The organism is Pseudomonas sp. S60, from assembly GCF_016647865.1.
GTDB classification, from domain to species: Bacteria; Pseudomonadota; Gammaproteobacteria; order Pseudomonadales; family Pseudomonadaceae; genus Aquipseudomonas; species Aquipseudomonas parafulva.
The window spans coordinates 62,690-86,818 of the sequence record NZ_JACVVH010000021.1 but is presented as its reverse complement, the minus strand read 5'-3'; the positions used below and the strand labels follow the sequence as shown (position 1 = coordinate 86,818).

The 24,129-nt window shown below is 66.2% G+C and carries 7 protein-coding genes; all 7 read left to right on the top strand.

Going from position 1 to position 24,129, the window contains the following annotated elements:
* The first annotated feature begins 147 nt into the window (after window positions 1-147).
* A complete protein-coding gene (locus IAE33_RS12815) occupies window positions 148-17,013 on the top strand; it encodes a BapA/Bap/LapF family large adhesin (RefSeq protein WP_201163770.1) in 16,866 nt (5,621 codons plus the stop codon).
* 64 nt (window positions 17,014-17,077) lie between these two features.
* Window positions 17,078-18,514, top strand: a complete 1,437-nt coding sequence (locus tag IAE33_RS12810) for a TolC family outer membrane protein (RefSeq protein ID WP_201163769.1) — start codon at window positions 17,078-17,080, stop codon at window positions 18,512-18,514.
* Window positions 18,511-20,673, top strand: a complete 2,163-nt coding sequence (locus IAE33_RS12805; RefSeq protein ID WP_060483272.1) for a type I secretion system permease/ATPase — start codon at window positions 18,511-18,513, stop codon at window positions 20,671-20,673. Before IAE33_RS12810 ends, IAE33_RS12805 begins: the two co-directional genes overlap by 4 nt.
* Window positions 20,670-21,854 carry an HlyD family type I secretion periplasmic adaptor subunit gene (locus IAE33_RS12800; protein WP_201163768.1) on the top strand — a complete coding sequence of 395 codons (1,185 nt, stop codon included), beginning with the start codon at window positions 20,670-20,672 and terminating at the stop codon, window positions 21,852-21,854. The genes IAE33_RS12805 and IAE33_RS12800 overlap by 4 nt, the downstream gene beginning before the upstream one ends.
* Window positions 21,855-21,926: 72 nt before the next feature.
* Window positions 21,927-22,826: a chemotaxis protein gene (locus IAE33_RS12795; RefSeq protein WP_028631630.1), complete on the top strand. Its 900-nt coding sequence runs from the start codon at window positions 21,927-21,929 to the stop codon at window positions 22,824-22,826.
* An 83-nt stretch (window positions 22,827-22,909) separates the two neighbouring features.
* Window positions 22,910-23,221: a hypothetical protein gene (locus tag IAE33_RS12790; RefSeq protein WP_028631631.1), complete on the top strand. Its 312-nt coding sequence runs from the start codon at window positions 22,910-22,912 to the stop codon at window positions 23,219-23,221.
* Window positions 23,218-23,952, top strand: a complete 735-nt coding sequence (locus IAE33_RS12785; RefSeq protein WP_201163767.1) for a YkgJ family cysteine cluster protein — start codon at window positions 23,218-23,220, stop codon at window positions 23,950-23,952. Before IAE33_RS12790 ends, IAE33_RS12785 begins: the two co-directional genes overlap by 4 nt.
* Window positions 23,953-24,129: the final 177 nt, after the last annotated feature.

Here is a 24,129-nt window from a genome sequence, read left to right as displayed (position 1 = left end):
TTCTTGCGTGGCTGCTATATCTCCCTAACCACCCACATCTTGACCAGGCGGTCGAGGCTGCGCGCAGGCGCTCTACAAGGGCCGGTGACGCAGTGGCGGCCCCAGGGTTTCGGGCCGGGGGATTCGCACACCAGCAGGGAGCTACCTATGGAAAACATCGTCGTCGCCGATAAGCAATCCGCCGTCGCCACCCAGAACGCCTGGGGCAACATCAGCCTGAACGGACCCGGTGTGGTCCAGATGCCCGTCTCCCCCGACCAGGTCGCCAACGTCACCCAGCGCGGGCAAGACCTGATCGTCACCCTCAAGTCCGGCGAAAAAGTCACCATCGGTAATTTCTTCGCGGTGAACCAGGCAGGCGTCGGCAGCGACATGGTCTTCGTCGGCGAAGACGGCACCCTGTGGCACGCTGACTACGACGCGGCGGCATTCACCGGCTTCACCTTCAATGAGGTCGCCTCGCTGGACGAGCTGGTAGCCGGCATCGGTACAGCGGGTGAAGCGATGCCAACCTGGGCAATTGCGGGCCTTAGCCTGCTGGGTGTAGGGGGTGGTGCAGCAGCGGTTTCCGGTGGCGGAGGTGGCGGAGGTGGCGGTGGCAGCACCCCAGCACCGGATACCACAGCCCCGGCGACACCCATCGACTTGCTGGTATCACCCGACGGGCTGCGCCTTTCCGGCCGTGGCGAGGCAGGCGCTACGGTCAATGTCCGGGATGCGGCGGGGAACGTGATTGGTAATGGCACCGTTGGCGCAGACGGTAGCTTCGAGGTTGCGCTCAACCCACCGCAGGTCAACAACGAGAACCTGCAGGTAACCTTGACCGACGGGGCTGGCAACGAGTCGGCACCGGGAACGGTCACTGCCCCGGATGCGACCGCCCCGCTTCCCCCTGGCGATCTGGCGATCGACGCCCAGGGCGTTACGCTGACCGGCCGGGGTGAACCAGGCACCACCGTGAACGTCCGCGACGCCGCTGGCAATGTGATCGGCAGCGGCAGTGTGGCAGCTGACGGCAGCTTCAGCGTTGTATTGAGCCCTGCGCAGATCAACAGCGAGAGTTTGCAGGTGACCTTGACCGATGCCGCCGGCAATGTCTCGCTGGCCGGCAGCATCACTGCACCCGATCTGACCCCCCCTCTCGCACCGACTGATCTGGCTGTGAGCGCTCAAGGCACAACGCTCACAGGCCGCGCCGAGCCGGGCTCGAGCGTCGCGGTAAGGGGCGCGGGTGGGGTGTTGTTGGGCACTGCTACAGCCGGTGCCGATGGGCTGTTCAGCATCACCCTGCAACCTGCCCAGACAGATGGGCAAGGCTTGACGGTGACGGCTACCGATGCGGCCGGCAACCTTTCACCCGGCGCCACCATCACTGCGCCGGACATCGACGGCGTCGATACCACACCGCCTGGTGCACCGGTCGATCTGGTGGTTGGTCTTGCCGGTACGCGACTGACTGGCCGAGGTGAAGCCGGCACCACCGTGCAGGTGCGTGATGCCGCAGGTAATGTCATTGCCACTGGGACTGTCGGGCCGGATGGCACATTTGCAGTGTCGCTGGACCCTGCTGTGAAAGACGGGAGCACCCTGCAAGTCACTCTCACCGATGCCGCTGGCAATGTATCGCCCCCCGGCAGCGTCGCCTCGCCGGACCTCACTGCTCCCGCACAACCCACCGACCTGGCCTTGGCAGACGGCGTGACCTTCACCGGCCGCGGTGAACCAGGCGCCACGGTTCAGGTGCGTGATGCCGCTGGCGCCCTGATCGGCACTGGCGTTGTCGGTTCGGACGGGCTGTTCAGCCTGACCTTGTCCCCTGCCCAGGCCAACGGCCAAGCCCTGGATGTGCGCCTGGTGGATGCTGCCGGTAACGCTTCTGCACCCCTGCAATTCGATGCACCCGACATCACCCCGCCAGATGCGGTGACAAACATCCTGATCGGCCCTGGCGGCACTGCCCTGAGCGGGCGAGGCGAAGCCGGCGCCACCGTCGAGGTACGGGACGCCGACGGTAATCTACTGGGTCGTGGCGTGGTCACTGCCAATGGCACCTTCCTGGTCAGCCTCGATCCTGCTGCACAGCCGGGCGAGCAATTGAGCCTGGTGCAGATCGACCCAAGCGGTAACGCTTCGGTTGCCGTGGATTACGAGGTTCCCGTTACTACTGCACCAGAAAGCCCAACCAATCTGGCCATTAGTGCGGACGGTACAGCGCTGACGGGTACTGCGCCGGCTGGCTCTCGCGTAGAAGTCCGTGGGGCAGACGGCACGTTGATTGGTAGTGCTGTCGCCAATGCCGATGGCACCTTCAGCATCCCGCTCAATCCAGCCCAGGCCAACGGTGAATTGCTGGATGTGGTCGCCATTCAAGACGGCCTGTCTTCCCTCCCCGCCCAAGTCACTGCACCCGATATCACTGCACCTGCGGCACCGACCGAATTGGCCGTCAGCGCAGACGGCACTGTGATTACTGGTCGCGCAGAACCGGGTAGCACCGTACGTATATTGGCTGCTAACGGCACTCAGCTTGGCACCGCAGTGGTCGGCGCAACAGGCTTGTTCAGCATCAGCCTGACGCCACCCCAGGTGGATGGCGAAGTGCTGCAAGCCACCGCTACAGATGCCGCTGGCAATACATCCACTGCCAGCACCGTGACCGCGCCGGACATCGACGGCGTCGATACCACGCCACCGTCTGCCCCAGTGGATCTGGCGATCGGTTTAGCGGGCACTCAGCTTACCGGTCGCGGCGAAGTCGGTGCTACCGTACAGATTCGTGATGCCGCAGGTAATGTCATCGCCACCGGGACTGTAGGACCGGATGGCATATTTGCAGTGTCGCTCAACCCCGCAGTGAAAGACGGCAGCACCCTGCAAGTCACCCTCACCGATGCCGCTGGCAATGTATCGCCCCCCGGCAGCGTCGCCTCGCCGGACCTCACTGCTCCCGCACAACCCATCGACCTGGCCCTGGCAGACGGCGTGACCTTCACCGGCCGCGGTGAACCAGGCGCCACAGTTCAGGTGCGTGATGCCGCTGGCACTCTGATCGGCACTGGCGTTGTCGGGGCTGATGGGCTGTTCAGCCTGACCTTGTCCCCTGCCCAGGCCAACGGCCAAGCCCTGGATGTAAGGCTGGTCGATGCTGCCGGTAACGTTTCTGCACCTCTGCAATTCGATGCACCCGACATCACCCCGCCCGATGCGGTGACCAATATCCTGGTCGGCCCTGGCGGCACTGCCCTGAGCGGGCGAGGCGAAGCCGGCGCCACCGTCGAAGTGCGTGACGCCGACGGTAATCTACTGGGCCGTGGCGTGGTCACTGCCAATGGCACCTTCTTGGTCAGCCTTGATCCTGCTGCACAGCCCGGCGAGCAATTGAGCCTGGTGCAGATTGACCCAAGCGGTAACGCTTCGGTCGCCGTGGATTACGAGGTCCCTCTTACCACCGCGCCGGAGAGCCCGACCAACCTGACCGTCAACGCGGACGGTACAGCGCTGACCGGTACTGCGCCGGCTGGCTCTCGCGTAGAAGTCCGTGGGGCAGATGGCACGTTGATTGGCAGTGCTGTCGCCAATGCCGATGGCACCTTTAGCATCACGCTGAATCCAGCCCAAGCCAACGGCGAATTGCTGGATGTGGTCGCCATCGAAAACGGCCTGTCTTCACTCCCCGCCCAAGTCACGGCACCTGACATCACCGCGCCAGATGCGCCAACCCAACTTACGATAAGCGCTGACGGTACTCTGGTGACCGGTCGTGCAGAGCCCGGCAGCACCGTGCGTGTAACCACTGCCGACGGCACGCAACTCGGCACCGCACTGGTAGGACCAACGGGCATTTTCAACATAACCCTCAGCCCGCCACAGGTAGACGGCGAAGTGCTGCGCGCCACTGCCACTGATGCTGCTGGCAATACTTCCGAAGCCAGTACGCTTACGGCGCCTGATATCGACGGCGTCGATACCACGCCACCAGCTGCCCCGGTGGATCTGGCGATCGGTTCAGCGGGCACTCTGCTCACCGGTCGCGGCGAAGCCGGTGCTACCGTACAGATTCGTGATGCCGCAGGTAATGTCATTGCCATTGGAACCGTGGGGCCGAATGGCGCATTTGCAGTGTCGCTGAACCCCGCGGTGAAAGACGGCAGCACCCTGCAAGTCACCCTCACCGATGCCGCTGGCAATGTATCGCCCCCCGGCAGCGTCGCCTCGCCGGACCTCACTGCTCCCGCACAACCCACCGACCTGGCCCTGGCAGACGGCGTGACCTTCACCGGCCGCGGTGAACCAGGCGCCACAGTTCAGGTGCGTGATGCCGCTGGCACTCTGATCGGCACTGGCGTTGTCGGGGCTGATGGGCTGTTCAGCCTGACCTTGTCGCCAGCCCAGGCCAACGGCCAGGCACTGGATGTACGGCTGGTCGATGCTGCCGGTAACGTGTCGGCACCTCTGCAATTCGATGCACCCGACATCACCCCGCCCGATGCGGTGACCAATATCCTGGTCGGCCCTGGCGGCACTGCCCTGAGCGGGCGAGGCGAAGCCGGCGCCACCGTCGAAGTGCGTGACGCCGACGGTAATCTACTGGGCCGTGGCGTGGTCACTGCCAATGGCACCTTCTTGGTCAGCCTTGATCCTGCTGCACAGCCCGGCGAGCAATTGAGCCTGGTGCAGATTGACCCAAGCGGTAACGCTTCGGTCGCCGTGGATTACGAGGTCCCTCTTACCACCGCGCCGGAGAGCCCGACCAACCTGACCGTCAACGCGGACGGTACAGCGCTCACCGGTACCGCACTCGCGGGTGCACGCGTCGAAGTGCGCGACACGGACGGCACGCTGATCGGCAGCGCCACCGCCAATGCCGATGGCACCTTCAGCATCCCGCTGAATCCAGCCCAAGCCAACGGTGAATTGCTGGACGTAGTCGCCATCGAAAACGGCCTGTCTTCCCTGCCTGCCCAAATCACAGCCCCCGACATCACACCCCCGGCCACCCCAAGCGAACTGGCGATCAATGCAGATGGCACCCAGGTAAGTGGGCGCGGCGAGCCGGGCAGTACCATCCGAGTCCTGGCTGCCGACGGCACCACGGTGCTAGGCAGCGTCGTGGTGGGTGCCACCGGCAGCTTCAGCGTCACCCTGGCCCCGCCACAAGTGAATGGCGAGGTGTTGCAAGTGACTGCCACCGATGGCGCCGGCAACGTCTCCGGCGCAGGCAGCATCACCGCCCCGGATATCGATGGCGGCGACACCACCCCGCCGCTCGCGCCCACTGACCTGGTCATCGGCTTGGCCGGCGCCCTGCTGAGCGGCCGAGGCGAAGCCGGCGCCACGGTGCAAGTGCGTGACACCCAAGGCAACCTGCTGGTCAGCGGCAGCGTCAACGCGGATGGCACGTTCCAGCTCACTCTCGACCCTGCAGTAAGGGATGGCAGCAGCCTGCAAGTAGTGCTCACTGATGCCGCAGGCAATGTTTCGCCACCGGCAACGGTAGTCAGCCCAGACCTGCAGGCCCCGGCACAGCCCACCGACCTTGCCCTGGACGCTGGGGCCACTTTTACCGGCCGCGGTGAACCTGGCGCCACCGTAGAGGTACGCACAGCGGCCGGCGTATTGGTTGGCACCGGCAGCGTTGCAGCAGACGGCACCTTCAGCCTTACCCTGTCGCCAACTCAAGCCAACGGTGAAGTGCTGGACGTACGCCTGGTGGACGCCGCTGGCAACCGCTCTGCGCCACTGCAGTTCGACGCCCCGGACATCACCCCGCCAGCCCCCGTCAGCAACATCGTGGTCGGCAACGCCGGCCTCACCCTGAGCGGTCGCGGCGAAGCCGGCGCGTCTATCGAAGTGCGCGATGGCAATGGTGCGCTAATCGGCAGCGGCGTGGTGGGTGTCAACGGCACATTCCTGCTCAACCTTGACACGCCTGCCCTGCCCGGCGCGCAATTGACGCTCGTGCAGACCGACCCCAGCGGCAATGCTTCTCAGGCGCTGGTGTTCGAGGTACCGACCCTGCCGACGCCTGCCAGCCCAACTGGCCTGGTCGTTGCCGAGGACGGCAGCAGCATCAGCGGCACTGCCCCTGCTGGCAGCCGCGTGCAAGTACGCGATGCCGATGGCACGCTGGTAGGCGGTGTGGTAGTCGGGGCCGAAGGCACCTTCACCGTCCCCCTTCAACCTGCCCAGGCCAACGGTCAGTTGCTGGACGTGGTCGCCGTCGACAGCAATGGCGCCGCGTCGCTGCCCGTACAGATCACAGCGCCGGACATCACCCCGCCACAGGAACCCGGTCAGCTGCTGGTCAGCGCTGACGGCAGTGTAGTGACAGGCCGCGCGGAGGCAGGCAGTACCGTACGCGTACTCGCGGCGGACGGCGTCACGGTATTGGGCTCGGCTGTGGTGGGTGCCACCGGCGCCTTCAGCATCGGCCTGACACCTGCGCAGGTGGCGGGCGAGCAATTGCAGGTCACGGCCACCGACACGGCGGGCAACACCTCCGCCCCCGGGTTGGTGACTGCGCCGACCATCGACACCGGCATCGATACCACCCCACCCCAACCTGCAACAGACCTGGCCATCAGTGCCAACGGCGGCACCGTCTCGGGCCGTGGCGAAGCAGGCACCACCGTGCAGGTGCGCAATGACCAGGGGCAGTTGCTGGCAAGCGCGACCGTGCAGGCCGACGGCGGCTTCGTGGTGCAACTGCAGCCGCCAGTGGTGGACGGTTCTGCGCTGCAGGTCACCCTGACCGATGCGGCGGGCAATGTGTCTACGCCGGTTTCGCTGAGCGCACCCGACCAGGTGCCGCCTGCGCAGCCAACTGACCTGGTACTCAGTGCGGGCGTCACCCTGACCGGCACAGCCGAAGCCGGCGCGCGGGTCGAGGTGCGCGACGCAGCAGGCAACCTGATCGGCAATGCCATCGTGCAAGGCTCAGGCACGTTCAGCCTCACGCTGACTCCGCCGCAGGCCAATGGCGAGGCACTGTCGATTACCGTGACCGACACTGCTGGCAACACCTCACTGCCATTGGCCTACACCGCCCCGGACATCACCCCACCGGCCGCCATTACCGATGTAGTCACCGGCGCCGGTAGCCTTGCCGTTGCTGGGCACGGCGAAGCGGGGGCCACGGTGCAGGTACGCAATACCAATGGCGACGTGCTGGGCACCGCAACGGTGGCTACCAACGGCACCTTCGTCGTGAACCTGGGTACTGCGCTGAGCGCAGGCGAGGCCCTGGTGCTGGTGCAAACCGATGCCGCCGGCAACACGTCCATTGCCACTAATGTGACCGTGCCGCAGGCGCCGATACCGGCCAGCCCGAGTGCAATCGTGGTGGCCGCTGACGGTAGCAGCGTCAGCGGTACCGCGCCGGCCAATAGCCAAGTTGAAGTACGTGACGCCCAGGGCACCCTGCTGGGCAGCGCCCAAGCCGGCGCCAACGGTGATTTCACCCTCGGCCTGCAACCGCCGCAGGCCAACGGTGAAACCCTGGACGTGGTAGCCATCGATAACGGTGGCAACCGCTCCCTGCCGGTGCAAGTGATTGCCCCGGACATCACCGCCCCCAGCGAGCCGACCGACCTGCAACTGAGCGCCAATGGCAGCGTGCTGACCGGCCGCGGTGAGGCCGGCACCACCGTCGAGGTCACCGATGCCCAGGGCACGCTGCTGGGTACGGCGCAGGTAGGCGCCAACGGCGTGATCAGCGTGCAACTGACCCCGCCACAAACCGATGGCCAGGTACTGGAAGTGGTGCTGCGCGATGCCGCCGGCAACAGCTCGAGCACTACTGTCACCGCACCCGACCTGGACGGCCCGCTACAGCCGTCGGGTTTGAGTATCGACACTGCCGGCCTGCACCTCACCGGGGTGGGCCAGGTTGGGTCGATCATCACCGTACGCGCTGCAAATGGCGCTGTGCTGGGTGTCACCACCGTCGGTGCCGATGGCCGCTTCGATGTCACCCTCGCAGCCGCGCAGCGCAATGGTGAAAACCTCACCGTCGAGGCGACCGACAGCCTGGGCAACAGCGCCGGGCCAGTGCCCTTCACGGCGCCCGATACCACACCACCGCTAGCCGTCACCGGTGCGGCGATCAACGGCGAAGGCAGCGTGGTCACAGGCACTGGCGAGCCAGGTGCGACAGTGAGCGTGCGCGCCCCGGACGGCACCGTACTTGGCACTGCCCAGGTGGGCGCCAACGGCGCCTTCGAAGTAGCACTGGTGCCCCCGCAGACCAACGGCCAGATGCTGAGCATCGAGCAGCGTGACCTGGCCGGCAACCTGTCTGTGGCCGTTGACCTGATGGCGCCCGACAACGAGCCACCGGCAGTGCCCGGTGAACTCACCCTGACCGCCGATGGCGTGTTGCTGGCCGGCATCGGCGAACCGGGTGCACGGGTTACCGTCACCGGCAGCGCTGGCGCGCCCCTCGGTACCGCCGTGGTGCAGGCAGATGGCAGCTTCAGCGTTACCCTGTCACCGCCCCAGCTCAACGGGCAGACCCTGTCGGTGACCCAGGCGGACCCTGCTGGCAACCTCTCACCTGCAGGCACCCTCATCGCGCCAGACCTGGAGCCCCCTTTGCCAGCAGATGGGCTGGCGCTGAACCTGGCTGGCACACTGCTGACCGGCCAGGGTGAAGCGGGTACCATCGTTGAAGTACGCAGTGCCAGTGGTGCGTTGCTGGGCAGCGTGCAGGTAGATGCACAGGGCAACTTCGAGGTGTCACTCACCCCGCCACAAACCAACGGCGAAGTGTTGTCGGTGGTGTTGAGCGACAGCCAGGGCAATGTCTCCCCCTCGGCCACGTTCATCGCCGATGACATCACCCCACCCGCCACTGCCACCGGCCTTGCGATCAATCCGGGTGGTGATGCCCTGCAGGGTATCGGCGAGCCTGGTGCCACAGTAGAAGTGCGCAATGCCAACGGCGCGGTACTGGGCAGTGTGCAGGTGCCGGCAGGTGGCAACTTCACGGTGCCGCTGTCGCCCGCCCAGCTGGATGGCCAGTTGCTGAACGTGGTGTTGGTAGACGCTGCCGGCAACTCATCGCAACCTGGGCAGATCACCGCCCCCGACATCACCCCGCCTCAACTGCCTACCGGCGTGCAAGTGAGCGAAGACGGCATCGGGGTCTCCGGCAGTGCGCCGGGCGCAGCGACCGTGACCGTACGCGACAGCACCGGCCTGGAAATCACCGTGCCGGTCACTGGCGACGGCAGCTTCAGCGTCCCTCTGCCGACTCCGCTACTCAATGGTGAGCCGCTGACTGTAGTGGTCACCGACCAAGCGGGCAACGCCACCGCCCCCATCACCGTTACCGCCCCGGACACCACCCCACCGCTGCCGGCGACCGATGTCACCATCAGCCCCGATGGCGCTGTGGTAGGCGGCGGCGCCGAGCCTGGCAGCACGGTGGTTATCCGTAACCCCGATGGCAGCGAGCGCGGCAGTGAAACCGTGAGTGCAGATGGCACCTTCGTGGTACCGGTAGTGCCGCCGCTGACGGCTGGCGAAACCGTGAACGTGGTGGTGGTCGACCCGGCAGGCAACGCCTCTCCCAATGTGCCGCTGGCAGGCCCGACCGGCAATGAACTGGCCACCCCGAGCGGCCTGGCCATCAGCGCCGACGGGTTCCTGCTGACCGGCCAAGGCACCGTGGGGTCGCTGATTACCGTAACCTCGGCAGGGGCAACCCTCGGCACAGCCACAGTGGGCAGTGATGGCATCTTCCGCGTGTTCTTCCTGAATGCGCAGCTCAACGCCCAGACGTTGCACGTGACCGCTCGCGCCAGCGCAGGCGGGCAGCCTTCGGTGCCTGCCACCGTAGTGGCAGAAGACACTACGGCGCCGGACGCCCCCACCGCCATTGCCATCGACAGGATTGGCAGCACGCTGACCGGCCAAGGTGAGGTCGGCGCCACTGTCAGGGTCATGGATGGCCAGGGCAACCTGTTGGGTACGGCGACAGTGGGCGCCAACGGCTTGTTCACGGTCAACTTGGTCCCTGCGGTGGTCAACGCACAGAACCTGGTCGTGACCCAGGCCGATGCTGCCGGCAACGTGTCGCTGGCCGCTACCTTGCAGGCACCCGATCTGCAGGCCCCACCGGCCGCCAGCAATCTTAGCCTCAACAGTGCCGCCACTGTGCTCAGCGGGCAAGGCGAGGCCGGCGCCACCGTCACGGTACGTGATGCCAGCGGCGCCGTGCTGGCTACCGGTACGGTCAACCAAAGCGGGCAGTTCCAAATCACCCTGCCCAGCGCCCAAACCACCGGCAGTGCCCTGCAGGTGACCCTGAGCGATGCTGCGGGTAACGTGTCCGGCCCTGCCAGCGTGCTGACGCCCGACCGCACTCCGCCTGCGGCGGTGGGCAACCCGCAGCTGAGCCTGGATGGCCGGCAGTTGTCCGGCAGCGGTGAGCCAGGCGCCACAGTGCAGGTGCGCAACGCCTCCGGCGCCGTACTGGGCACTGCCAGCGTGGGTACCGATGGCCGCTTCACTGTGGTGTTCGATACGCCGCAGGTCAGTGGCCAGGCGATTGGGGTAACCCAGGTAGACGCAGCCGGCAATACGTCGACCGCCGTCACGCTGCTCACCCCGGACCTGACCCCGCCCGCTGCGCTGACCAACGTAGCCCTGAACAACAATGGCCTGACCCTCACCGGCCTGGGTGAAGCAGGCGCCACGGTTACCGTGCGCGGCATCGACGGCACCATCATCGGTACCGGCCTGGTCGCGGCCAATGGCAGTTTCACCCTGACCCTGGATAGCGCCCAGCTCAATGCCCAGCGCCTGAGCGTGACCCAGACCGACGCCGGCAACAACACCTCGCCCGCCGTGGCGATCACCGCACCGGACTTCACGCCACCGGCTGCGCCCGCCAATCTGCTGTTGGCGGCCAGTGGGTTGCAACTCACCGGCAGTGCCGAGGCAGGCAGCACGGTGGCCGTGCGCGATGCCACTGGCAGTGTCCTGGGCTCTGCTCGGGTGGCCAGCAACGGCACCTTCCAGATCACCCTGGATACGCCACAGACCAACGGGCAGACCTTACAGGTAACGGCGACCGATGCCGCAGGCAATGTGTCGCCCGTGGCCACCTATACGGCCCTGGACACCACGCCGCCAGCAGCGGTGACCAACCTGGCCGTGTCGGCCGACGGCACCTCCCTTGTAGGCCATGGTGAAGTGGGGGCCACGGTCAGGGTCAGCGCCGCCGACGGCACCCTGCTGGGCACTGCCCAGGTCGCAGCGGATGGCCGCTTCAGCGTCACCCTCGACCCAGCCGCGCCTGTAGGCACGCTCTTGAGCGTGGTGCAGGCCGATGCGGCGCAGAACCTCTCGGTTGCCCAGACCATCACCGCACCTGGCGTGCTTGCACCGCAGACACCCGAAAACCTGACGCTGGCCGCCAACGGCCTGTCGGTATCGGGCACGGCCGCCAGTGGCACCACGGTCAGGGTCTATGGCTCCAACGATGAATTGCTGGGCAGTGGCCAGGTAGCCAACGATGGAACCTTCACCGTCAACCTGGGCAGCGCCCAGGCCAACGGCGAGGTCCTGCGGGTAGACGCGCTCGGCACCGATGGTGCGGTGTCCCTGCCTGCAACCCTGCAGGCCCCTGACACCACTGCGCCGCAACCGCTGAGTGCACTGGTGCTGTCCAACGACGGCCTGGTACTGACCGGCCTCGGTGAGCCCGGTGCAACCGTGACCATTACCGGCGCAGGCGGCGTCGACCTCGGCACCGCCGTGGTGAACCCCGATGGCCGCTTCAGCTCCACCCTGCTGGTGGCCCAACTCAACGGCGAAGTGCTGAGCGCCAGCCAGACCGACGCGGCCGGTAACGAGTCCAACAGCGTCAGCCTGGTGGTGCCTGACCGCATCGCACCCGAGCCTGCCCAGGGCCTGGCATTTGCCGGCGGCGGTTCGCTGCTCAACGGCACGGGCGAGGCAGGCGCAGCGGTACGGGTATTGGCTGCCGACGGCAGTGTGCTGGGCACCTCGACCGTGCGCGGCGACGGCACCTTCCAGGTCAGCCTGGCGGCGCCCCAGGCCAATGGGCAGCAAGTGGAAGTGCTGCTCACCGATGCGGCCGGCAACCAGTCGCTCCCCAGCGTCATAACGGCACCGGACACCACACCGCCGGCTGCCCCCGGCGAGCTCGCCATCTCCAGCAACGGTGTCACCATTACTGGCCGTGGCGAAGCCGGCGCGCTGGTCACGGTGAAAAACGCCGAGGGTGAAACCCTTGGCAGCGCCACGGTAGACGCCAGCGGCCACTTCACCCTTGACCTCAACCCCGCGCTGAGCAATGCCGAATTGCTCAGCTTCACCCAGGCAGACGCTGCCGGTAACGTGTCTGCAGTGGCGACCCTGCAGACGCCGGACTTCACCCCGCCTGACGCCCTCACCCAAGTCACCATCAATGCCGACGGCAGCGTGGTTACCGGCCGGGGTGAGGCCGGCGCTACGGTCACCGTCAGCAACGCGGCCGGCGTGCGGCTAGGCACGGGCACGGTGCTTGCCGATGGCAGCTTCCGCGTGGAACTGTCGCCTGCGCAAATCGACAACCAGGTGCTGTCGGTGCATCAGGCCGACCCACCCGGCAACGTCAGCGAACCGGTCAGCGTAGTGGCACCAGACCTGACCCCGCCGGCCGCAGCCACGGCGTTGCAGCTGAGCGTGGCGGGTGACACGCTGGGCGGTATCGGCGAACCGGGCGCCACCGTGCGGGTATTCGTCGGCACCAGCCAGATAGGTACCGGCCAAGTGACCCCGGCCGGCATCTTCACCGTGCAACTGGACGCCGCCCAGCTCAACGGCCAGGTGTTGCAGGTAACCCTGACAGACGCGGCGGGCAACGTCTCCCCCATCAACAGCCTCACAGCCCTGGACATCACCCCACCGGCTGCCGTGGTAGCCACCATCAACGACAGTGGTACCCAGGTGGTGGGTACGGCCGAGGCCGGCGCGCGCGTCACTGTGCTGAACAATGCAGGCGACCTGATCGGTCAGGCCGTGGTGGCGGCTGACGGCACCTTCGTGTTGGCATTGGTGCCGGCGCAGGTCAACGGCCAGACACTCTCGGTGATTGCCCAGGATGCCACCGGCAATCCATCACCGGCTCTGGCACTTGAGGCGCCTGACCTGACACCCCCGGTACAGCCGTCAAACCTGGTGCTGGACCCCTTGGGCGCGACACTCACCGGTACTGCCGAGGCAGGCAGCACCATTAGCGTACGCGGCCCGAACGGTGCCGAAGTCGGTACTGTGCAAGTGCCCGAGGGCGGGGCCTTCACGGTTGCGCTGAACCCTCTGCAGAACAACGGCCAGTTGCTCACCATCGTGTCTACAGACGCGGCCGGCAACGAGTCGATACCCGCAACTCTGCAGGCCCGGGATACCTCCCCGCCTGCCCCCGTCACCGACCTGGCGGTGGACAACACGTTCACCGTGATCACGGGCCGTGGCGAACCTGGCGCCACCGTCACCATCAGCAAGAACAACCAGGTGATCGGCACTGGCGAGGTAAGCGAGGCAGGTACGTTCCAGATCGTCACGCAGCCAGCCGCTGGGTCGGTGGCCAGCCTGGTGATCTACCAGACCGACGCGGCGTCCAACACCTCTGCCAGCGTGACGTACATCACCCCCTTGGCAGCGCCACCGGTGCCGCCCACCAACGTGGTGCTGGCCGGCGACGGCCTGACGCTGACGGGCAACGCGCCTACCGGTACCGGCATTCGGGTTTACGATGCCGCGGGCAATCAGATCGGCGTGGGCGGCGCCACCCTCAACGGCGCCTTCAGCCTGCAACTGAATACGCCGCAACTGAACGGCCAGCAGCTGACGGTAACCGCCGTGGCGCTGGTGGGGGGCGAATCGCAGCCAACCTTCGTGGTGGCAGCGGACATCACCCCACCGGCCAACCCGGTGGTGATCGCGCTGTCGCCCAATGGCCTGGTACTGACCGGCAATGGCGAGGCAGGTGCCACCGTCACCGTGCGTGATGCCAGCAATGCCGTGCTGGGCACTGCGGTGGTGAATACCGCCGGCAACTTCAGCGTCAACCTGAATGCTGCCCAGTTGAACGGCCAGGTGTTGAGCCTGAGCCAGGCCGACCGAGCAGGCAACGTGTCTGCCAGCACCAGCTTCACCGCTGCCGACGTGCAGCCCCCCGCCGCCCCCACCAACGTTGCCATAAACGGCACAGGTACTGTACTGACCGGCAACGGTGAGGCGGGCGCTACCGTGACCGTGCAGGGCCCTGGTGGGCAGCTGGGCAGCGGCCTGGTGCAGGCCAATGGCGCCTTCAGCATTACCCTGACCACACCACAGAACGACGGCCAGTTGCTGGTGGTGCGCCAGGCCGATGCTGCTGGCAACCTGTCGGGCAGTGTGAGCCTGGCCGCCCCGGACACCACGCCACCGGCCGCACCCGTGGCCACCATCAATGCCCTGGGTACTGCGGTGAGCGGCTCTGGTCAGGTGGGTAGCACAGCCATCGTGCGCAACAGCGCAGGCACCGTGCTGGGTACCGCGACGGTAGGCAGCAACGGACTGTTCGTGGTCAGCCTGGCCGCTGCGCAAATCGACAACCAGGCCCTCACGGTGACGCTCACCGACGGTGCAGGTAACGTCTCGACCAGCACTGCGCTGACCGCGCCAGACCTCACCCCGCCCGCTGCTGCCGGCAACCTGCAGTTCAGCGCCGACGGCAGCAGCCTGACCGGTACCGGTGAAGTGGGTGCCACGGTCACCGTACGCAGTGCCACCGGCACAGTGCTGCAGACCGGCACGGTGCAGGCCAACGGTACCTTCACCCTCACCCTGAACCCGCCGCAGGACAACGGCCAGGTGGTGTCTGTCACCCTCAGCGACCCACGCGGTAACCTGTCCGGCAATGTCACCGTAACGGCGCCCGATGTGGATGCCAACGCGCCGGTCATTGCCAGCGACAACCTGGCCACCGCCGTGGTCAACCTGGCGCCGGTGGTGAGCACGCGGGTGTACCAGGACACGTTCAGCACCTTGCTCGCGGGCTTCAGCAAAACCTTCACCTGGACCGTAGCAGCCGGGACCACGGCTGACCCTACCCTGACACTGAAGACTGACAGTGCCCTGGCGCTGCTGGACAATGCCACCTTCACCCTGCAGGTGAAGAATGCCAGCGGCAACTGGGTAACCCTGGCGACCGGCAACAGCCAGGGCCTGCTCGACCTGGTGCTGCTGCCGCTGGGCCAGGGCATACGCGTGGGCATCGGCGAACTGCTGGCCGGCGACTATCGGCTGACGGTAGGCAGCGGCGGTATCGGCCTGCTGACCACCGTGACGACCGCGCTGGAGGTGCAAACCACCAGCCTGACGCAGTTCACCGGTACCGGCACTGCCGCTTCGGGCAACGTGATTACCGATGTGGGCATTGACGGCAGCGTGGACGCGCGCGGCCCGGACAGCGAAGCGGTACTGCAGGTGCTCAAGGCCGGCAGCTACATCAGCGCAGGCAGCGCCACCACCGTGCAAGGGCTATACGGCACACTGGTGATCCGTGGGGATGGCAGCTACACCTACACCCCCAACGGCAGCCCCGCCAGCGTTGGCAAGGTGGATGTGTTCAGTTACCAGCTGGTGCACCCCAACGGCAAGTCCGACACGGCCAACCTGTATGTGCGCATCGATAGCCCGCAGGCTACCGAAACCTGGAATGACAACAACTACGCAGCGCCTGCCACCGTGGTGGATGCGGTGAACGACGTAGACAACACCAACATCAGCCTGGTCAACCTGCAGACCTCCAGCAGTACCACCTTCGCGGCGCTGTCGCTGCCAGTGCTCGGCAGCCGCTCGGCAACCTACACCACCACCGTGGCGGCCAATACCTCCGCCGACCTGCAAGTGGTGCTCAACTCCACCAACCTGTTGGGCCTGCTCAATGGCACCACGCTGGAGCTGCTCAAGCTCAACCCCACTACCGGGCAGTACGTGACCGTGCAGACCGTGGCCGGTACCTCGCTGCTCAGCCTGCTGGGCGGGGGCGCCGGGTACACCTTCCAGAACCAGGGGGCGGGTACCTACCACGTGCGCGTAACGGCCGGCGGTATCGGCCTGCTCAGCTCGCTCACTACCACCGTCAATGCCACGGCCACTCACCTCAACGAGTTCGTGGTCGGCAACTACACGCCTGTGTCAGGCAACCTGCTGACAGACGGCGCGGGGGCAGACAACCTGGGCTCGCCACTGACGGTGCTCAGCGTGCTGACCGCAGCCAACACCTTCACCCTGCCCGGCTACAACGGTGCCAGCGTGCAGGGCACTTACGGCACCTTGGTGGTGTTTGCCGACGGCAGCTACAACTACACGCTCAACGCCGGGCTGACCTCGGCGGTGGTCGGCCAGAAAGAAACCTTCACCTACGAGCTGACCCACCCCAATGGCACCACCGACACGGCCACACTCACCATCAACCTGGACCCTGTCACCGGCTTCACCACCAGCAGTGCCTTGGTGGCAGATGCCAGTGACGAAGGCGTCGCGCTGAGCACCCTGGCGGCGGCTACCGCCGGTGAGGTGGCCGTCGACAGCGATGATGGCAGCAACACGGCGGTGGCCAGCCACGCGGATACTGGCACCCAGGTCACCCTGGATAACGGCTTCGTCAGCGTGGATACCGGCACCGGCAACGATGCCCTGCTGTGGGGCGGTGGCGATGCCAGCATCGAACTGGCCAACCTGGCCGGGCAGGTGCATGACCTGGAGGTGATCGACCTCAACGCTACCAGCGCCGTGGCGCTCACCCTCAGCCTGGCTGACGTGGTGGCGGTGACCGACAGCGCCAACGACACCCTGATCATCAAGGGTGACGAGCACGACACGGTGCTGATGACCGACACCTGGAACCGCATCGGCAACCACAGCCTGGACGGTATCGACTATAACCAATACACGGCCCAGGAGGACCCGAGCCATCAATTGTGGGTACAGAACGGTATTCATGTGGTTTGAGGCCGTTGCACACCCGCCGGGTTTACCCGGCGGCATGGATGATGATCAGCAGTAAGGACACTCAGTGAAGCGAAGCAGTGCGCTGTCACCGTTGTTGCTGGGGGCCTTCGGGCTCCTGGCCATGAACCTTTACCCGGCGGCCCAAGCCGCCGATGACCTGGACCCGACGTTGCGCCAGATTGGCCCATCGCTGTTACGTGATGCGCCAGGTGCCGTACCCACCCGCCCCGCCACAGGCATAGTGCCGGTAGCCAGCGCACAGCGCCTGGGGTTGTCCGATGCGGTGCTGCAGGCCGCGCAATGGCACCCGAGCATCGCCGAGGCCATCGGCGACCTCTACAAGCAGGGCGAGGGCATCAACGTCGCCCGAGCGGGTTATTACCCGCAGATTTCCGGTGGTATCCGCACCGGCTATGACACCGGCTATGGGGGTGACCGCAACAGCCAGGCGGTAAACCTTTCGCTCAAGCAGATGCTGTACGACTTCGGCAAGGTGGACCATGCGGTCAGCGCCGCCCAGGCCGCTGCCGCCCGTGCCCAGGCCAACATCCTGCTGGTAGTGGACGACCTGGCGCGCGATACCGCCTATGCCTGGATCGAGGCCCGCCGCTACGAGCAGTTGATCGCCATCGCCCGCGAGCAGATCCGCGGGGTCGGTGACATTGCCACCATGGCCCGTCAGCGCAGCGACATGGGTGCCAGTACCCGTTCCGACGTGGTGCAGGCCGAGTCCCGGGTGCAAAGCGCCCGCGCCGTGCTGGAAGAATATCGCTCGCAATACGAACGCTGGCGTTCCACCCTGGCCGCCTTGCTGGGGCGCGTCACGCCCGTGTCCCTCACCGAGCAGCCGCCCCCGGAACTGGCCCAGGCTTGCCAGCGCCCGGCACAGGGCGACGAGCGCCTGCCCGGTGTGCTGATGGCCCTCGCCCAGCGCGCTCAGGGCCAGGCCGAACTGGCCCAGGCCAAGGCCGAGGCTTACCCGACGGTGTCGTTGCAGCCGCAGGTCAACCACTACCTGGACAACGACTACAACCGCGACAACGGCCGCCTGGACCGAACCCAGGCCGGTATCTACCTGAACGTGGAGGTGCCTATCTACCAGGGCGGGGCCATCAGCGCGCGCACCCGGGCAGCCGGCTATGCGCTCACCGCCGCCGACTCCGCCGAAGACGCCGCCCGCCTGCAGGCGCGCCGTGGGCTGGCCGAGGCCATGGCGCAAACCTCCGGCCTGGGCCGCCGCCTGGGCTCGCTGGAAGCGCGCCAGGTCAGCATTCAGGAGGCGCGCATGCTGTACGGCCGCCAATACCTGGACCTGGGCACCCGGCCACTGCTCGACCTGCTGAACGCCGAGCAGGAAATCTACCAATCACGTTTCGAGCTGGCCGGCACCCGCTCCGATCTGCTGCGCCTGGACGTAGACTGCCTGTACAACACCGGCGCCCTGCGGGCCGCCCTGGGCCTTGAGGGGCGCAATCTGCAAGGTGTGGAGATCCGGCCATGAGCGACCCGATCAACGTGACGCTGCCTGAACAGGCCGCGGCCCCGGCACCCGCACCCCGCGCAGACCTGGGCCCGTGGCTTGAGGTGATGCTGCAGGTGGCCCACCACTACCGCCTGGACGTATCGCCCCAGCGTATCCGCCTGGCGGCTGACGAGGATGCCCGCCCGCTGGACGAAATCCTGCGCCACATGGCGCGCCAGGCGGGCCTGGCGCTGCGCTTCGTGCGCTTCGATGCCAAAGGGCTGCGCCAGTGGCGCACGCCGCTGGTGCTGGAGCTGGACGACGGCCAGCTGGCGGTGGTGGAGTCGGTCACCCAGGAAGACGAACTGGCCGTGGTGTTTGCCGGCGATCAAGGCCTCGCATCACGCCTGCCACGCGATACCCTGGTGGGCAGAATCACCCGCGTCGCCCTGCTGCGCCCGGCACGCCCGCTGCGCGACGTGCGCACCGACGACTACACCGCCCCCTACGACCGCCACTGGTTCGCCCGCATCGTGCTGCGCGACCTGCGCCCCTATGGCCAGGTGATGGTCGCCTCGCTGGTGGCCAATGTGCTGGCGCTGGCGGGTGTGCTGTTTTCCATGCAGGTGTACGACCGGGTGATCCCGGCCGAATCGCTGCCCACCCTGTACGTGCTGTTTGGTGGTGTGGTGCTGGCGCTGGTCTTCGACTTCAGCATGCGCCTGTTGCGGCTGAAGGTGACCGACCTGCTGGGCAAGCGTGCAGACCTGCGGGTGAGCGACCTGGTGTACGGGCATGCCCTGCGCCTGCGCAACTCGGTACGGCCCAAATCCACCGGCTCGTTCATCTCGCAATTGCGCGAGCTGGAGTCGGTGCGTGACCTGATCACCTCCAGCACGGCCACGGCGCTGGCCGACCTGCCCTTCTTCCTGTTGTTCCTGCTGGTGTTCTGGCTGATCGGCGGCGTGCTGGTGTTCGTGCCGCTGGTGGCCTTGCTGGCCATGGTGCTGCCTGGCCTGCTGGCGCAGCGGCGCCTGGCCCGGCTGGCCAATGCGTCGATGCGCGAGTCGTCGCTGCGCAATGCCATGCTGGTGGAAAGCGTGCAAGGCCTGGACGAAATCAAGGCACTGCAGGCCGAAGCGCGCTTCGAGCGGCAATGGAACCAGTACAACGCCGCCTGCGCCCACACCAACCTGCGCCTGCGCACACTCACCAATGGCCTGGTGGCCTGGACGCAGAACGTACAGGGCGCGGTGTTCGCCGTGGTCATCGTCATCGGCGCGCCCATGGTCATTGCCGGGGACCTCACCACCGGCAGCCTGGTGGCCGCGTCCATGCTGTCTTCGCGCATGATGGCCCCGCTGGCCCAGCTTACCCATGTGCTCACCCGCTGGCAGCAGGCCAAGGTGGCCCTGCAGGGGCTGGACAAGCTGATGCAGTCGCCCGTCGACCACCCGGAGGGTGAGGCACGGGTGCACCTGCCCGCCATTCGCGGGGAGTACAGCCTGCGCCAGGCCACCTTCCGCTACAGCGAAGACACCCCACCGGTGCTCAACATCGCCCGGCTGGACATTCGCCCAGGCGAACGCATTGCCGTGCTGGGCCGCAACGGTGCAGGCAAGTCGACACTGCTGCAGGCCCTTGCCGGCGCAATGGACCTGAGCCAGGGTGAAGTCAGCCTGGATGGCATCGCCATGGCCCACCTCGACCCTGCCGACCTGCGCCGCGACGTGGGGCTGCTGGCCCAGTACGCACGGCTGTTCCACGGCACCCTGCGGGAAAACCTCACCCTGGGGGCCGGCCAGGCCAGCGACCAGGAACTGGTGGCCGCGCTGGCTGCCACCGGCGCCCTGGACTTCGTGCGGCGCCTACCCAAAGGCATGGACCACCTGATCCTGGAGGGCGGGCTGGGGTTGTCTGGCGGCCAGCGCCAGGCCCTGGTGCTGTCGCGCCTGCTGGTGCGCCAGCCGCAGGTTCTGCTGCTGGATGAGCCGACCGCCTCGCTGGACGACATCACCGAACGCCGGCTGCTGGATAACCTGGACCGCTTCTGCCAGGGCCGCACCCTGGTGATCGCCACCCACCGCCTGAGCGTGCTGCAACGGGTGGACCGCATCGTGGTCCTCGATGGCGGGCGGGTCGTCATCGATGATGCGCGCGAAGCCGCGCTGGCCAAGCTGCAAGGAGCGCAGGCATGAGCAACCATGAACTCCCCGCCTCTTACCTCGATGGGCAGGACGACCAGGCGGTGTTCCGCGCCAGCCGCCTGATCACCTTGTGCGCACTGATGCTGGCGGCGTTCCTGGCCTGGGCGGCCTGGTTCGAAGTGACCGAGGTATCCACCGGTACTGGCAAGGTCATCCCCAGTTCGCGGGAGCAGGTGATCCAGTCGTTCGAAGGCGGCATCGTCGCGCAGATGAGTGTGGCCGAAGGCGACCTGGTCGAGCGTGGCCAGGTGCTGGCCCAGCTCGACCCGACCAAGACGGCCTCCAGCGTAGGCGAGAGCGAGGCCAAGTACCGCGCAGCAAAGGCCAGCCAGGCGCGCCTGCACGCAGAGGTCACTGGCAAGCCCCTGGTGTTCCCGCCCGGCTTGCGCGAATCGCCGGAGCTGATCGATGCCGAAACCGCGCTGTACCAGACCCGCCGCCGTGGCCTGGAGCAGACCCTGGCCGGCATCGAGGACTCGCTGCGGCTGGTGCGCAGCGAGCTGAAAATCACCGAAAACCTGGCCAAGATGGGCGCTTCCAGCCGGGTGGAGGTGATCCGCCTGAACCGCCAGCGCTCGGAACTGGAACTCAAGGCCACCGAAGCGCGGTCGGACTACCTGGTGCGCGCCAGGGAAGAACTGGCCAAGGCCAGCGCCGAGGCCGACAGTTTGTCGGAGGTCATTCGTGGGCGCAGCGATTCGCTCACCCGCCTGACGCTGCGCTCGCCGGTGCGCGGTATCGTCAAGGACATCGAGGTCAACACCTTGGGCGGCGTGGTGCAGCCGGGCGGCCAGGTGATGAAGATCGTGCCGATGGACGAACGCCTGCTGATCGAAACCCGCATCGCACCGCGCGACATCGCCTTCATCCACCCAGACCAGCAGGCCAAGGTAAAGATCAGCGCCTATGACTATTCGGTGTATGGCGGCCTGGAAGGCAAGGTGGTGGGGATCTCGCCCGATACCCTGCAGGACGAGGTAAAACCGGAAATCTACTACTACCGGGTGTTCATCCGCACCGAGCAGGACAGCCTGCAGAACAAGGCTGGCAAGCACTTTGCGATCGTGCCGGGGATGATTGCCACGGTGGATATCCGCACCGGCGAAAAGACCATCCTCGACTACCTGATCAAGCCGCTCAACCGGGCCAAGGAGGCGTTGCGCGAACGTTAGTCAATCCACCCCTAAAGCCTGCACGGAACAGGCCGATAGCCTGTTATCCCCTGTTCCCCACCGAAGGTCACCATGGCCACGCAAAATGCCCGCGCGGACGCTTTGTCCCTGCTGCTGTTCACCCTGCGCAGCGGCAAGCTGATGGCAATCAACCTGCTCAAGGTCAGCGAAATCATCCCCTGCCCGGCGCTGACCAAGCTGCCTGAATCGCACCCGCACGTGAAGGGCGTGGCCACCTTGCGTGGCCACCCGCTGTCGGTCATCGACCTGTCCCGCGCCATCGGCGAGATGCCGCTGGCCGACCCGAACGGTGGCTGCCTCATCGTCACCGAGATCAGCCGCTCGCGCCAGGGCCTGCACGTGCAGGCGGTAAGCCGCATCGTGCATTGCCTGAGCACCGACATCAAACCCCCGCCCTTCGGCTCAGGCAACCGCTCGTTCATCACCGGTGTAACACGGGTGGACAACGCCCTGGTACAGGTACTGGACATCGAAAAAGTCATCCACGGCATCGCCCCGCCTGCGCCGGAGCCTCACCCAGGTGGGCTCAGCGAGGAAGATGCCAGCCTGCTGGCCGCTGCCAACATTCTGGTGGTGGACGACAGCAACGTGGCCCTGCAGCAGTCGGTGCATACCCTGCGCAACCTGGGCATCGAATGCCGCACCGCGCGCAGTGCCAAGGACGCCATCAACGTGCTGCTGGAACTGCAAGGCACGGCGCAGGAAATCAACATCATCGTCTCGGACATCGAGATGAGCGAAATGGACGGCTACGCGTTCACCCGCACCTTGCGCCAGACCCCGGACTTTCAACACCTCTACGTATTGCTGCACACCTCGCTGGACAGTGCCATGAGCAGCGAGAAGGCGACCCAGGCCGGGGCCAACGCCATCCTTACCAAATTTTCTTCCCCGGAGCTGACCGACTGCCTGGTGGTGGCGGCGCGGGCCGTGGTGTTCGCCGAGCGCTGACCGGCCTTGGCCACACCCGGCTTGCCGTTGGGTGTGACTGGGGCATAATCCCCTATCAGCCAGCTACCAGTGGGAAGCCATTCATGAAGTGCCTCAGCTCCATTGTGATCAGTTGCGCCCTGTTCAGCGGCGTTGCCCAAGCCTCCAGCAACGAGGCCTGGAACGAACACCGCCAGCAGATGATCAAGGCGTGCCTGGCCGCCAGCCAGTTCAAGAACGCCCATGCCCGCGGCAAGCCTGCAGAGTTCGATGACCGGGTGGCCATGAGCGCCCTGCTGATTGAAGGCGTGTACCCGCAAAAGCACATGAAGCAGCGCACTGGCACCGAGCTGTGCCTGTACGATCGCCGTCAGCAGCAGGCGTACGTCAGTGAGTGGAGCCCGCAGAGCAAGTGACAGACAGCCTACGTTTTGCCTGCACCGGTTGCGGCAAGTGCTGCACCGGGCATCACGTACCCCTGACCTTGAGCGAGGCCCGCCAGTGGGCGGATGCGGGTGGGCAGGTGGTGGTCCTGATCGAGGCGTTCGTGACGGACGGCCCGGGCATGCCGGCTGAGCAGCGCGACCATGTGCTGCGTCGCTCCCACCCGGTGCCGTGCGGCAGTGGTGAGGCCCGGGTGTCGGTGACCTTCGCCGCCTTCAACCCGGGCCGTTGTCGCAACCTGGACGACAACGACCTGTGCACCATCTACGAGCAACGGCCGCTGGTGTGCCGTATCTACCCGGTAGAAATCAACCCGCATATCCCGCTGCGGCCGGAGAGCAAGGACTGCCCACCCGAAGCCTGGCAGCAGGGCCCGCAACTGATTCACGGCACACAGTTGCTGGATGCTGGCCTGGAGGCGTTGGTGCAGGCATCCCGCCAGGCTGACCGTGACGACATCGCCGCGAAGGTTGCGGTGTGCCAGAGGCTGGGCATGACCACCAGCGCGGTGAAAGGCAATGGCTTTACCGCCTACCTGCCCGACATGGGCGCTTTCGCAACGGCCCTGGCGCAGGTCGCAGAACCCGACGGTGAGCACTGGACCTTGCATGTGGAGAATGAAGCACTGGTTTCAGACTTGCAGGCCTGGGGCATGCAGACCACCAGCGAACCGCCCGTTTATTACGCTTTTATCGGGTTCTGAACGCTCCTATTAATTGAACGCGCCTGCCCCAGGCGTGACTTGCGATGGGCCAGAAAGGCTCTAGCCCGCAGGTTTACGCCTGGACGCCACCTGTTTGCCGAAGATAGTTACCTTTCATGCAAGAGTGCTTATCCAACTTCACTCTGTTTCCAAGGCCGGTGAAGGGCTAACTTCAGC